The organism is Protofrankia sp. Cj3 (assembly GCF_917627355.1).
GTDB lineage: Bacteria > Actinomycetota > Actinomycetes > Frankiales > Frankiaceae > Protofrankia.
On the sequence record NZ_CAKJTR010000021.1, the window covers coordinates 5,700 to 18,644 of the forward strand.

The window sequence follows — 12,945 nt, forward strand, 5'->3', positions numbered from 1 at the left end:
GCGCGGTGGCGACCCGGCGGTCGTGGACCCGGTCCGGACGCGGGCGTGGGCGTGAGCGAGCCGGGGCTGACCCATGTGGATGCCGCCGGTGCCGCACGCATGGTCGACGTCTCGGCCAAGGAGGTGACAGCGCGGACGGCTGTCGCCCAGGGGTGTCTGCGGGTCGCGCCGGCCGTCGTCGGCCTGCTTCGTGGCGCCGGTGTGCCCAAGGGGGACGCGCTCGCTGTCGCCCGGCTGGCCGGCATCATGGGTGCCAAGCGCACACCTGAGCTCATCCCGCTGTGTCATCCGATCGCGCTGTCAGGGGTCCAGGTTGAGCTGACCGTTTGTGATCATGGTGTCGAGATCACCGCAACCACCCGGACAACGGACCGCACCGGCGTGGAGATGGAGGCGTTGACCGCGGTCGCGGTGGCTGGGCTCGCTCTGCACGACATGATCAAGGCGGTTGATCCGGCCGCGACGCTCACCGGTATCCGGCTGCTGGCCAAGACCGGCGGGCGTTCTGGTGACTGGCACCGTTCCCCGGATGCGGATGCGGATGCGGATACGAATGCCGATGCGGATGGGCCGGACGGGCCGGGCGGCGTCATCCGATGAGCCACGCGTCGGGGGTGCCGACGGGCAGCCGTGCCCGGGTGATTACCATTTCGGATCGGGTCTACGCGGGCAGTTACGTGGACCGTTCCGGTCCGTCGGCCGCCAGAGCGCTTCGCCTGATCGGTTTTTCCGTTGACGACGTGGTCGTCGTCCCCGACGATCGGTCGGCGATCGTGACCGCGCTGGAGGCGGCCGTCGCGGCGGACATCCACCTGATTGTCACCACCGGTGGTACCGGCCTCGCGCCCAGGGACGTCACACCGGAGGCGACCCGGCAGGTGATCGACCGAGAAGTACCCGGGCTCGCCGCCGCACTGCGCGACGCCGGGCGGGCGAAGATCCCGACCGCGGTTCTTTCCCGCGGCATCGTCGGTGTCCGGGGCGACACGCTGGTGGTGAACCTGCCGGGCTCGGCGGGCGGTGTCGCGGACGGCGTGGACGTGCTGGCTGGGGTCGTCGGGCATGCCATAGCCCAGATACGCGGCGGCGGTGATCATTTTTACGCCGATCCGGGCGCCGCGGACCGGGGGCCGGGAGGGCCGGGAGGGCCGGGAGGGCCGGGATGAGGGCACCCGGGTGGCCGGCAAGTCTGGCCGACGGAGCGGTGGGGGTACGTCCGCTGCGGTTGCGTGAGGCTGTTACCTGGGTCGATATCCGGGTGCGTAACGGTGACTGGCTCGCGCCGTGGGAGGCGACTCCGGCGATGATGCCTGTCACGGCGGACGCGTGGGCGCAGCGCCAGACCATAGGGGTCTACAACCGGATGGTGCGGCGGCTGCGTCAACAGGCGCGTCTCGGCACGGCGCTGCCGTTCGCGATGACGTTTCAGGGGCGGCTGGTGGGGCAGGTCACCGTCTCCACGATTGTTCGTGGTGCGCTGAACAGCGGGCATGTCGGCTACTGGGTTGACCGCGGGTATGCCGGGCGCGGTATCACGCCGACCGCGGTGGCACTGGTGGTGGACCACTGTTTCACCGCGGCGGCACTGCACCGGGTGGAGGCGCACGTCCGTCCCGAGAACACGGCCAGCCGCCGGGTGGTGGAAAAGCTGGGCTTCCGAGAGGAGGGGTTCCACCGGCGCTATCTGGCGATCGGGGGAGCTTACCGGGACCACATCAGCTATGCCGTCACTGTGGAGGACGCCCCAGAGGGGTTACTGAATCGCTGGCGTGGCATCCGCGCTTCACAGAGCTGAGAGTAACCAGTCGGATATCGTTTCTTGGCTTCAGGTAGTCACACGATTGCTGTTGCGTGCTGTTGCGTGTGATGGTGACCATCTGGAGGATGTGGTTGTCACGGTTTGTCAGTCCAATAAGATCCTTTTGTGCTGCGGGGGCGAGTCGTCATAAGAGCGCCCGGCAATAGGGGATTGGATCAAGGAGCGGGGCTGGGGTGCGTGCGGCGCGAGGCGACGGAGGGAGCCATCGGAGGTGTTGGGTGGCGACTGACGAGCCGGGGTACCCGTGCATCGCGCAGCGATGGACGGGTAGCGATGCGGCGAGGTGCGTGCCCTGGCCCCGCGACGCCGCGTCCCCTATTGCCGGTCGCTCTAAAGGTGACTGACCTTACTGCTGTCTTACGGTGACTGCGATGTTGCCGGATGTAAACGTGGTACGCATCGCGATAGTGCGACACGCGGGCTTCAGGTCGGTGACCAGACGGTATTCCCTCACTAACGTTCCTTAACACCGCTGGCTGCGTGAGACTTTTCATGATCGCGCCGCTTGGGCCTCACCGCATTTCGGCATGGCTGGCTTGCGAGGTCCGAGCCGGCCGGCGTCATCATCGATATCCGAGTCGGCAGGAAGGCCACCGTCCATGGTCAGCTGGCCTGCGCGGCAGTCTGCGCCGTCCGAGCCGCGTGCGGGCTGTTGCGGGTTCGCGGCATGGCGCCGCCTTCCACATCCGCGGCCATGAGCGCGCTCATCTGGCTCGCGATCGTCGCGGTCTGGGGTTTCGTGCTAATCCCCATGTGGTTGAGGCACCATGACAACACGCTGGAACAGCGCTCAGCTGAACGTTTCACGATGGCCATGCGAGTCCTCGCGCTGCGGAGGGCGCCGTGGTCGGGCAGGGGGTCCGCGATGCGGCCAGGCACTTCCCGGCAGGGTGCCGACCCGGCTTCCCGACCCGCGCGTCCCGTTTTCCCGGCGGAGAGCCATCCTCCTGGCGCCAGCGCATCCGGTCACGCTATGGCTGGTCATGGTCTGCCTGGTCGCGCTCTGGCTGGAAAGGGCGCTGGAACCGGACGGTACGCAATGCCCGCGCCGCGGCGGAAGGCCGACGCGCAGCGGATGGCGCTGGTTCGGCTTCGCCGCCGGCGATTGTTGATCATGTTTGTCGCGGTACTGGTGACCGCGTTGCTCACCGGGTTGTTGCGTGGTCTATGGATCTTTCTCCAACTCCTGGCGGACGTCGCGTTCGTCGGCTACGTAGTCCACCTGCGCCGGGCCGCCCGAGCGGACCAACGCCTGCGAGCCTCCCGTCTGGCGCTGGACCGCCGGATCGCGGCGGAGCGGGCTGCCCGCTACGGCCGTCAGACCGCTCGCCCCAGCGCCACCGGCAGCGCGGCGGGCAGCGCGGCCGGGCCATGGGCGGCCGGCAGCGAACCGTTCCGGCTCTCCGACCCCGTCGCGGTCCATCGCGACGCCGACATCAATGATGATCTGATGAGTGCCGCCGCGGAGACGGTCGACCTCACCCAGATCGCGGCGGCTGCCGCGGCACGCGCCGGGGCAGCCGGTGTCAGCCGGCAATCGCGTGTCGTCGAAGGCGCGGTCGTCGGCAACCAGGGCGCCGACGGCGTTGGTGAGGATGTTCGTCCGGTCGACGGGCTCGTCGGCAGCGCGACGGCCACCGAGGAGAGCGTCGGGGGAGACATCGAGGGGGCCGCGCGGACCGTGGCTGGTGCCGCTGGCGACTCCGCGGACGCCGCTTACCTCGGTTACTCCCACGCCGCGACCGTCGACGCCGGATTCGAGGCCGACGGGAACGAGGATGCGGGCTGGGCCGATGCCGAGCGGGGTTCCAGCCAGGAGGCCGGGTCCGCCGGCGGCGGGCGTTCGGCGGGCCGGGCGGCGGGGGCCCGTCCGAACTCCTCCAAGCCGGGGCGGGTGCAGGTCAACCCGCCGGGGGCGCACGGTGGGCTGACCGCGGGGCCGGCGTCGGCGGCCGACCCGCGGCAGCCCGAGGCGGGAACCGAGGATCCGGACGGACTCGACGAGCTGTGGCGACGGCACGCGGTCGGCAGCTGACGGCTCGGCTGCCGGGCGCCCGTCCGATCGACGCTTGAAAAAGCGTGCTCCAGTCGTACGGCGGATGGATGTGTGCCAAAATCCACATCGTGATGGGCCACTGATGATGTCGGTGATCGCTGTTTTTGGTGGCGTCCAGATCGACAACCGAGATACCGAACCGCCTCGCTTCCGCGAACGTGATCTGCCCGACGTCGAACGGCGGACCAAGGCCGCCCTCGCGAAGCTGCGCCCACGGCTGTTGATCGGCGCGGCTGCCTCCGGAGCTGACCTGGTGGTGTTGGCCGCCGCGCGGTCGGCAGGGCTTGGCGTGCGGGTGGTGCTGCCGTTCGATGTCGACACGTTCCGGCGGACGTCGGTCCACGGCCGTGGAGCTTTCTGGTGCGCCCGGTACGACCAGCTGATCGGCTCGTTGAAGCCGTGTGAGCTGGAGATCCTCGGTGAGGTCGAGGACGACGCGGTGTACCACCGCACGAACACCCGCCTGCTCGCGCGTGCCGTACAGCTGCGGCGGACACCCGCTGAGGGCATCGTCGCGCTGGTATTGCGTCCGGTCGTTTCGCACCGCGCGTCGGTGACCGACGATCTGGTGGACAAGGCCAGGAACGCGGGCCTGCCCATTATCGAAGTGTCCACTTTCGGCTGACCGGAACAGCCCGCCGGCGGCCCCGCTCGGGCACCCTGGCGCTTGGTCCCCGGGACCTCCGGCGGCCCTGTGGCGGGCGATGGCCGGAGTTGTGTGTGGCCTGTTGGCCGTATCGACAGCGGCACGTACAGCCTGTGCATAATGGGTACGTGACCATCCGCGCGCCGCGCATCCCCGGGCTGTTTGCCGGGGCTGTGACGCGCGTCCGCGCGGGGGCCTGTTGTCGCTGCCCTCGCGTGCGCTGACGTCCGCATTGCCGTCCCGGCGTCCCTGACCTGTTCATCCGGTCGCGCGCGAGGGGTCATCGTCGGAGAAGCCCGGTTGCTTCCGGCTGGCTTGTGTAGATCAAACGACATGTGGGCGATGCGTCCCCAGATGCTCGCCTGAGGCTCACTCGGGCATATGGTCCGCGGTCGCCGTGGGGCCATCCCGGCTGGCGTCGTTTATTTTTTCCTTTTTGTCCTTTAATTCGTCATCTGTTTGTTATTTGTTTGCCATTCGGATGGCATCCGCCAGTCATTGCCGATGTGAACGCAAAGGGGCGTCACAATGAGTTATGACCTTAGCGGTCAGTGCGCCGGGATCTCCGACGATCTGGCTGGCTGGGAGTGGACGTTCGAGGAGCGGACGTTCGAGGAGTGGACGTTCGACGAGTGGACCGCGCACTTGCGGGCCGCTGGCTTTCGGCTCTGCCCAGCCAGCTGCGGGGTGCCGGTGGAACTGCGCGGGCTGCGTCCGGACGGGTTCGGCTTCCATCTGCGGTGTCGCGGCGTGCGGATGACGCTGTCCGTGTTTCGTCCCGGTCGCGCGATGTGGCAGTTCCCGTACTGGGACCCGACATGGACCCCGGAGGAGGGGCTGTCACTCTGGGTAAATTATCCAGCTGATTATTCCTCCTGGGGGGGACGGGCGTTTGAGAACCGGATCCGTTCCGTATCGGATGGTGACGGCGACGGTGACAGTGACGTCATCGACAGCGGTCCGGCACGCCCCGGCGTTGTCCCCGGCGTTGTCCCCGGCGGCGAGGCCATTTTCGACCGCGCTCGTCTGTTCTTCGAGCACGAGGATGTTCCCGATCACCAGGTCGTCTTCGACGGCGGTCGGGAACGTGGCTGGCGTGGTCACGAGGCGGGTCTGCTGCGGCCGGGGGAGGCCGCGAAGCTGTTCGCCCGGCTGATGGCCGAGGCGGACGCGGCTGCCGGTGTCAATGCCGGTGTCGGCCTGGCTGTTGCGCGGCTGCCCCGCGCGAGGGTGGGTGAGCCGAGGCTGATCCCGGCCCGATGCGACTGATGCGCTGCTGCTCCCGCGCCGATATTTCTCAGCGCCGCACCAGACCTTGATCTCGTGGAGATCGCGTGGAGTGTGGCTGGGCCTGCTCGTCACGCCCATCCAGGTCTGCGGTAAGCTGCAGAAGCTCCAGGGGGTGTAGCTCAGCCCGGTAGAGCGCCTCCCTCGCACGGAGGAGGCCAGGGGTTCGAGTCCCCTCACCTCCACCACTTGGAGTGACAATGCCCTGACCTGGGCAAATAGATAGACTCTATGAGATTAGATCGTTGATCGAGTGGAGGATGCCCAGGTCAGGGCTCTGATCGTTTGGTTCGATTCCCCGAACGTACCGGCGGACCTTGGTTGCGGAACGTAGTTTCGGGGATTGGTCGGCAGCGGCATCGCAGACCTCCGCGTCGCCGGAGCGTCTGCTGCACGATGCGCCATAAAGATCTCTGTGATAGCCCGGTGAGCCGCCGTGTCACGCGGCCATTGTGTGTGGCAGCGTCGCTGGCGTTCGGGCAGCTCCCAGCTACGTGCCTGATCACGTCGGCAGATAGCGCCGATAACGCCGACGATCGCCTCGCCGGGGGGCATCGGGCAGGGCGGTCCGCTGGGTGCGGCAGCCGCTCTGCCCGCCCGGGTACGAAAGAGTGTCGACGATCAGATGCTGGCCACTCGTCGCTGACGCTTTCGCCCGCGACGGCCCGAGGGCATGTGTGCACAGGTCAGAGGTCAGAGGGCGGCTGGTCGGTTTTCCGCGGTGGCGGGTGTGGTGGGCCAGGCGGCGGTGTCGTCGCGGGTGATCGGTTGGCTGGTGACTTCGAAGCGGTGTCCGTCGAGGTAGGTGATCGTGGCTTCGACGGGGCGTCTGCTGGTGCCGCTGATCGAGATGCGGGTGAGGACGAGCAGCGGGGTGCCGCGGGAGACGCCGAGGTCGCGGGCTTGGTCGGGGGTGGCTGCGGCGGCGCCGACGCGGGGGTGCCAGGTGAGGGGGCCGTGGCCAAGGTCGTATTCGAGCCGGTCGTAGATGCCTCCGGGGCCGGTGGAGGCGGCTTCGAGGACGGTGCCGCGGGCCAGGTCAGCGGGCAGGTAGGAGTCGGCGATCTGGACGGGGTGGCCGTCAGGGCCGACGATCCGGTGGCGCTCCAGCACGTCACTGCCGATGGGGACGTCGAGGAGGCGGGCGATGTGTGGGGGAGCCGGCAGCCAGCGGCGAGTGGGTGGCGCGGTGGGTCGCCAGTGGCCGGCGGCGGCGTTGAAGATGTAGCCGAGTTCGTTGCGGCGGACCTGGCTGCCGACGTCGACGGGTTGCGGCGGCGCTGTGGGGTCGAGGACGAGGGCGCCGGATCGGTCGACGATGCGGATGCGGCCTTCGAGAGCCAGCAGGCCGAGCGCTTCGGCCAGGACACCGCGGCCCACGGAGAACTCCGCGGTCAGCTGGCTGTGGCCGGGCAGGCGGCTCCCCACCGGGTAGGGGGTGGGGTCAGCATCGAGGCGCCGGCGTAGCTCGGCGGCGATCTCCTCGTATCGGGTCATAACGGCACTCCTCGTCACTCAAACTGTACCGGTACTGTTTTCGATCTTTCGATCGGATCACTCTTCCTGTACCGGTACAGCAGACGTTACCAGCGTGTAACGCCACGACGGGCGAGGTGTTCGATGCCAGCTGATCACTACCAGGAGTCGACGTACGGCGATGCGATTGCCGACACCTACGACGACCTTTACGGCACGTTCCTCGCCGACCCTGTGCAGATCAAGGTGCTCGCCGACCTCGCCGGGGACGGCCCGGCGGTCGAGATCGGCTCGGGCACCGGCCGGGTCGCGCTCCCCCTGGCACGCGTGGGGGTGCCGGTCGTCGGGATCGATGCCTCCGGGGAGATGACCCGCCAACTGCACCGCTCGGCCGTGGCGGAGGGGCTTGCGGTCACCGCGGTCGAGGCCGACGCGGCGGCCTTCACCGTCGCCGACCCGGTCCCGCTGGTCTACGCCGTGTTCAACACGTTCTTCCTCCTCGCCGACCCTTGCCAGTTTCCTGGAGATTGCAGGGCCTCTCGTCGAGACTCACGTGAGAGCGGAGATGCCAGGCTTCGGCGTTACCTGCGGCATTCACCAAATTGACATTGGCAGAGTCTCCGTGACGACACCGCTTGTGCGCTTGGCAAATCTCGCCGAGCTAAGGGCGATGGCAGACGACTCCTTGGAAAAGATCGCTCGTTACGAGTGCATCGACGGTGAGAGCATCTATATGCAACTCATGGTCGACTGATCGGAACGGCAAGCAGCCATTGATCTAGCCGATAGGCGGCCTCGGCCGTACCGTATAATCTCGTTTCGTCGACTTGTTACTCCGAGTAGGGTGCCAGTCGACTGGCACCCGCGACGACGAGGCTGTCGACGACGCGCTGCCAGTCATGCAACAATCCTGCATCTGCCGCGGCGGGCCGGATTTCGATTAGCCATGATGTGATCAGGAAGCTACGGTTCGTGATGCCATCTGGATTAGGAAGGACGAGATCCTCGATCCATGGCATGCCAAGGCGTGCTTGCTCCGCAGTTTCCATCGACGACAGGAAGCTGAGGATCTGATCGACGCAGGTCGGGTTTCCGCGGGCGTGCGGCAGCCATTGTTTGACGACGGGCAGCAAGGTCGCGGGCTCCCACCATACTATTGGCTTGGTTTCGACCTCCCGGTAGAGGTAGGCGACTTCGCCTGCGGGATTCGGAATCAGTGCCGGCAACGCGTCGCGCGTGTACCGCCCTCCTTCAAAAGGAGTGTGACCCGATACTTTCAGCCTAATGACATAGTTGACCACGGTCGGCCACATTCTCCGCGCGGTCGCTGCACGCACCGGTGATTCCTCGGCAGCGGCTGAAAGAGCCCTCAGGAAACTGTCCAGTCGCACAGGGCTGTCTTGATAGGCAAGAATGTGCTCAAATATTGGCGTGTCGTCGCCTTCGGTGGCGATGGCGAGAAGCGCGCGCGCCGCGACCAAGGCATGGGTTCCGCGATGGTCCATGTCTTGGTCGTACGCGAGCAGCGCGCGGCGGTGCGTGGACAGGAACGCGTCGAAAAGTTCGCGGGCGACCTTTGATATGCAGATATTTGCCAGCACTGCCGGCGCGAGAGCTCGGATGGCAGGGTCGAGGCGCGAGACGTAGATGGCGTCACCAGCGGTGGCCGCGAGCGAGGCTACGACGGGGTCGCCAAGATAGACCAATGGCCGCTGGCCGGTATTCACATCCCAATCACCGAACGCACATTCTCGCATGGTTTCGGTCGATAGCTGCAAAGCTGCCTCGTGATGGCAGGGTCTGTCCTGGGGGCAGGGGATCCCCCACACGTGGTCGAGGCCTCGGGCCAGGTGTAGACGTACCTCGTGGGCGACTGCGCGCGCGAGGTTTCTGGCTGCGGCCATGGAGCGTTGGTACGTCTGCGAACTGTCACTGCCGTCGATGAGGGCTCGAAGTGCTGCGGCATTTGGCGTCAGTAGTAGGGGGAGCACTCGCGCCGCGCTGCGGTCGGCTGCCTGTTCGAAATAAGTCTCCTCGTATTCGAACCGGAGGGGTGACGCTTCGCCCTCCCCGACGCGAAGTATGATGCCAACGGCGAAGCGCAGAGCATGCTCGGGCACAGCGACGTTGTGGAGCAAGTGAGCTTCAAGTGCCACTGCGGCTACGGCTGTGGGTGTGTCCCAGCGGTCCCGCGGGCTAAGCGTGGACAGGGCCTCGTGAATGTCCTGAGCGACGGCAAGATCGGCAGTGAGGTCCTCGGCACTGATTGCTTGGGCCGTGTCTCGCTTCAGGTTGACGTGGTACCGGAGCATGAGCCGCGCTGCCTCCTGGGCACGGCCCACGTCCACGTTGACTTCCTGCAATGCCTGGACGATCTCTTTGGGAGGGTTGCTCTGGATGAGCAGGCCACCTTCGACTATCTGTGCTTCGTAGGTGTTGCGGTCGAGGCCGCTCGCCCAGGCTCGCACCGTAACGAGCTGCTCTTCGATGTCTGTAGCGTCGGCCTCGCCCGACGACTCTCTAACCAGGCTTTCCATCGTAGCGACCAGTTGTTGACCGACAAGGCGCAGCTCATCCGCACGCTGGTCATCGGCGCGCAGCACCAGGAACATGGCTGTCTCGCGAAGTGACCATTGGCGACGTTCACGGCCGGTGGGGTGATCGGGGGCCGCTGCCAGCCGCCTGGTCTCGTGGACGACGCGCGAGAACTCCTCATGCCAGATCATCGGCTCCGCGAGGTATGGATCGAGCAGTCGATCGGCGTGTTCGAGGTGGCGCACGAGCAGCCCGACGACGAGCCCAACCATCGCAAGGTTCTCGCACCCTACGAGCAGCATATCCACGATGTTGGGCAGAGGGATTCCGATGTCGATCAGCTGGTCGCATACGCGTTCCAGAGCTTGCAACGCGCTCATGCATGGATATGGTCCGACGCCGCTTCCGCGGTACCACAGCCATACATGTCCGTCGCCGATGTAGGTGCGGCGCGTCCCGGTGATGTCGAGTTCATTGTCGTACGCGGCGAGGCTGTGTCCGTTGACGGGGGCGCGGTAGGAGTCATGACCGGCGAGGACACGTGCGCGGGTGAGCGCAGCATGGTTGAGCATTCGGTTGAGTACGGCGACGCCGTTGTGGAAGTCGGACTGGAACAAGGCCATGAACGGGCCCCGGTACCAGGCTGCGAGGGGTCTTACACCGAACCCGCGGGAGTGGTGGTCTCTGATGCCGTCCTCGTGGACGCCGGTCCCGTCCTCGTCGAGGTAGTAGGCCTCAGTCACCTCTGCCAGGAAACCCCGCCGGTACATCGCTAGCGCTCGGCCGGTAAACGGCTCCTCGACCGCCGGACGCAGCCAAGCGGGCGCGTCGTTCGCAACGCGGCGAAGCACAGACTCGCCGTCTTCACTCAGATCGGGGCCGAGGAGCGCCAAGAACTCCACGGTGGTTTCATCCGTAATCTCGCGAGGCACGTCGGGGCGCCTAGGGCGGCGGCTGCGAGGGTAGCCGATCCCGGAGCGGAGCCGGCTGCGCAGGGCTGTGGTCCTGCGTTCTTCCTGGATCTCCTCAGGGGAGCGGGTGGCCCGTGCCGCGGCAGCGGTCGCTCGCTCTTCTTCCGACCGACGATCGGCCGCGGCGCAGGTAGCGATCAGCCTGTCATGCAGCCTCACCCGCAGCGGGTACCCCGTGGCTGTGTCGTCGCGGACGAGGGCCCGGAGCCAGTCGCGCAGGAGGTCTCGCACGTGGTCGCCAGCTTGCCACGGTGTCTCGTCGTCGAGCAGGAGGCGCACGAGCGGCTCGACGGCAACAATTCGGACCAGGCCGGTCTCGCCGCGAAGCCGCTGGTCCACGAGGCGACATAGCCGTTTGAGTCCGGCACCTCGATCGGCGTTCAGGTCAGCCCATGCCTCGCGCAAGATGGATACAGGGTCACCTATCGTGAGGAGAGCTTCACCTGGAACGTCAGCCCAGCGTTCACCGTGGCCGGCCTCGACGAGGTCGTCAAATGCCTGTTGTAGACGGCCGAGTCTGCCGTGCAGCGGGTTCGAAGGCGTGTCAGGCGCAGCGAGCCTCGCTTGGCAAACCAGGCGTGCCGCGCCGAGTGCCCAGCGGGGTACGCCGGCAGCGACCAGTTTGGACGTGGGGTTGTTTGACGCGAGGAGGAGGCGGGCGACCGCGTAGCGGCGCACCTCGTCGTGGGTGAACTCTGGGCCGATCTTGAAAGGGTCGTCGGGTGAGGTCCGCAACAGCCCGTCGTGCCGAAGTCCGTCGAGCGCAGCGGGATCGATCGATCCGACGACATTGAGGGCGTCACCGCCACAGAGCGCGAGGTCGGCCAGACGCAGGAGCGCGAGCTGCCGGGCGTCTGGCGTGCCGCGGTCGGCCTGCTCATGGCGACGGACCAGCCCCACCCACACCTGTTGCATGGCGTCGGCTGGAGGGTCCCCGCTTTCGTGGACAGTGCTCGAACGTCACCGTCCGCCGATCTTCGAAGTCTCATGCGACCAGGAAGCGCAACAGGATCCACTACGCGCTACGGGCCGCCGGTGAACGTGCGAACGCCCTCCTGAAGTACGTCAATGGCCCTGCGCAGCGTCAGTCTCGACCCCTGGAAGATCGGCCTGATTGTGAAAGCCGCCCTCGTGATCATCCACACCGAGCACGGCTGTACCACCTGACGACCACCACACGGAGGCAGCCACGCTTAACGGCGAACTTAACCACCGTAGACCCGTATGATGCTGGCTATGGTCGGTGACAGGGCCTCGCATGTCACGCCGTTGTCGGTGGCGCGGTCGCTGCGCCTGCTCGGCGAGCATGTGTCGACCTGGCGGAAGCTGAACCGGCTGACCGCGGCCCAGGTCGCCGAGCGGGCCGGGATCTCCCGGGACACGCTGCGTGCCATCGAGCAGGGCAAGGGCACCGCGAGTACCGAGAACCTGTTCAGGGTGCTCCGCACCATTGGGATCATGGATGCCGTCGTCAGGGCTGCCGACCCGTACGAGACCGACGTCGGCCGGCTGCGCATGGACGAGATCCTCCCCAAGCGAGTACGGCGCTGATGGCTGGCCGGGATCCTGTCGAGGTCACCGTCGAGATCGACGGGCAGGAGACCGCCGCCGGAACGCTGTGGCTTCACGACCGCGGCGGACAGAGCGCCACGTTCCGATACGCCGACGCCTACCTGACCAACCCGGCCGGATACGACCTCGACCCGGCGCTGGCCAGGGCCGCTGGCGTCTTCCACACGCCGCCGGGGTCAGCCATCTTCAACGCGTTCGCCGACAGCGCCCCCGACCGATGGGGCGAGAACCTCATGAGGCGTGCGGAGCGCGAACGCGCCCGCGCCGCCGCGGCCACGCCTCGCACGCTTGGCAAGGCCGACTTCCTTCTCGGCGTCCGCGACGACACCCGCCAGGGAGGTGTCAGGTTTCGCCAGCCGGCAAGCGCCACCTACTATTCGACGCACCGGCACGCGGTCCCACGGCTGATCGACCTGGCCCGGCTCCTGCGAGCAGCCGACCACGTCCGCACGGAGGGCGACGTCGACCGCGACCTCGCCGACCTCATCGACGCAGGTAGCTCGCTCGGCGGCGCGCGCCCCAAGGCGGCGGTGCGGGACGCGTCCGGGCGGCTCTCGATCGCCAAGTTCCCGCGTTCGGACAG

At 67.1% G+C, this 12,945-nt stretch carries 12 protein-coding genes, 1 tRNA gene and 1 pseudogene; 11 read left to right on the plus strand and 3 right to left on the minus strand.

The features are described 5' to 3' along the window. The first annotated feature begins 99 nt into the window (after positions 1–99). Genes moaC through MJ783_RS04730 form a run of 3 tightly spaced genes read left to right on the plus strand, consistent with a single transcriptional unit; the run spans position 100 to position 1,795 of the window. Complete coding sequence (gene moaC / locus MJ783_RS04720) at positions 100–600, plus strand: cyclic pyranopterin monophosphate synthase MoaC (protein ID WP_370651443.1); 501 nt, start codon at positions 100–102, stop codon at positions 598–600. After that, positions 597–1,166 (plus strand): molybdenum cofactor biosynthesis protein B, encoded by a 570-nt coding sequence (locus MJ783_RS04725; protein ID WP_239308692.1) that lies wholly within the window; start codon positions 597–599, stop codon positions 1,164–1,166. The genes moaC and MJ783_RS04725 overlap by 4 nt, the downstream gene beginning before the upstream one ends. Continuing rightward, a complete protein-coding gene (locus MJ783_RS04730; protein ID WP_239308693.1) occupies positions 1,163–1,795 on the plus strand; it encodes a GNAT family N-acetyltransferase in 633 nt (210 codons plus the stop codon). Before MJ783_RS04725 ends, MJ783_RS04730 begins: the two co-directional genes overlap by 4 nt. A 627-nt stretch (positions 1,796–2,422) precedes the next feature. Here the strand turns inward: MJ783_RS04730 and MJ783_RS04735 are convergent. Continuing rightward, positions 2,423–2,572, minus strand: coding sequence for a hypothetical protein (locus MJ783_RS04735; protein WP_239308694.1), 150 nt, complete (start codon positions 2,570–2,572; stop codon positions 2,423–2,425). Positions 2,573–2,858: 286 nt separating this feature from the next. Between MJ783_RS04735 and MJ783_RS04740 the strand changes: the two genes are divergently transcribed. The 4 genes from MJ783_RS04740 (at position 2,859) to MJ783_RS04755 (ending at position 5,996) form a co-directional block, all read left to right on the plus strand. Then, on the plus strand, positions 2,859–3,854 hold the full coding sequence (locus MJ783_RS04740; RefSeq protein ID WP_239308695.1) for a hypothetical protein: 996 nt from the start codon (positions 2,859–2,861) through the stop codon (positions 3,852–3,854). Positions 3,855–3,957: 103 nt separating this feature from the next. Beyond that, on the plus strand, positions 3,958–4,500 hold the full coding sequence (locus MJ783_RS04745) for a hypothetical protein (protein WP_239308696.1): 543 nt from the start codon (positions 3,958–3,960) through the stop codon (positions 4,498–4,500). 549 nt (positions 4,501–5,049) lie between these two features. Continuing rightward, entirely contained in the window at positions 5,050–5,790 is a 741-nt protein-coding gene (locus MJ783_RS04750; RefSeq protein ID WP_239308697.1) for a hypothetical protein, read from the plus strand. A 129-nt stretch (positions 5,791–5,919) separates the two neighbouring features. Then, a tRNA-Ala gene (locus MJ783_RS04755) sits at positions 5,920–5,996 on the plus strand. A 505-nt stretch (positions 5,997–6,501) separates the two neighbouring features. Here the strand turns inward: MJ783_RS04755 and MJ783_RS04760 are convergent. Continuing rightward, positions 6,502–7,305: a GntR family transcriptional regulator gene (locus tag MJ783_RS04760; RefSeq protein ID WP_239308698.1), complete on the minus strand. Its 804-nt coding sequence runs from the start codon at positions 7,303–7,305 to the stop codon at positions 6,502–6,504. Between the two features lie 123 nt (positions 7,306–7,428). Here MJ783_RS04760 and MJ783_RS04765 point away from each other — a divergent pair, with 123 nt between their 5' ends. Continuing rightward, complete coding sequence (locus MJ783_RS04765; protein WP_239308699.1) at positions 7,429–7,890, plus strand: class I SAM-dependent methyltransferase; 462 nt, start codon at positions 7,429–7,431, stop codon at positions 7,888–7,890. 224 nt (positions 7,891–8,114) lie between these two features. Here the strand turns inward: MJ783_RS04765 and MJ783_RS04770 are convergent, their stop codons facing one another. Then, on the minus strand, positions 8,115–11,129 hold the full coding sequence (locus MJ783_RS04770) for a hypothetical protein (RefSeq protein WP_239308700.1): 3,015 nt from the start codon (positions 11,127–11,129) through the stop codon (positions 8,115–8,117). Between the two features lie 665 nt (positions 11,130–11,794). Between MJ783_RS04770 and MJ783_RS04775 the strand changes: the two are divergent. The 3 genes and pseudogenes from MJ783_RS04775 to MJ783_RS04785 all read left to right on the plus strand — a co-directional run. Then, a pseudogene (locus MJ783_RS04775) lies at positions 11,795–11,957 on the plus strand (IS5/IS1182 family transposase); the annotation flags it as partial. 69 nt (positions 11,958–12,026) lie between these two features. Further along, positions 12,027–12,341, plus strand: a complete 315-nt coding sequence (locus tag MJ783_RS04780; protein WP_239308701.1) for a helix-turn-helix domain-containing protein — start codon at positions 12,027–12,029, stop codon at positions 12,339–12,341. Continuing rightward, the coding region (locus tag MJ783_RS04785; RefSeq protein ID WP_239308702.1) for a HipA N-terminal domain-containing protein at positions 12,341–12,945 on the plus strand (605 nt) is incomplete at its 3' end. The genes MJ783_RS04780 and MJ783_RS04785, both read left to right, overlap by 1 nt.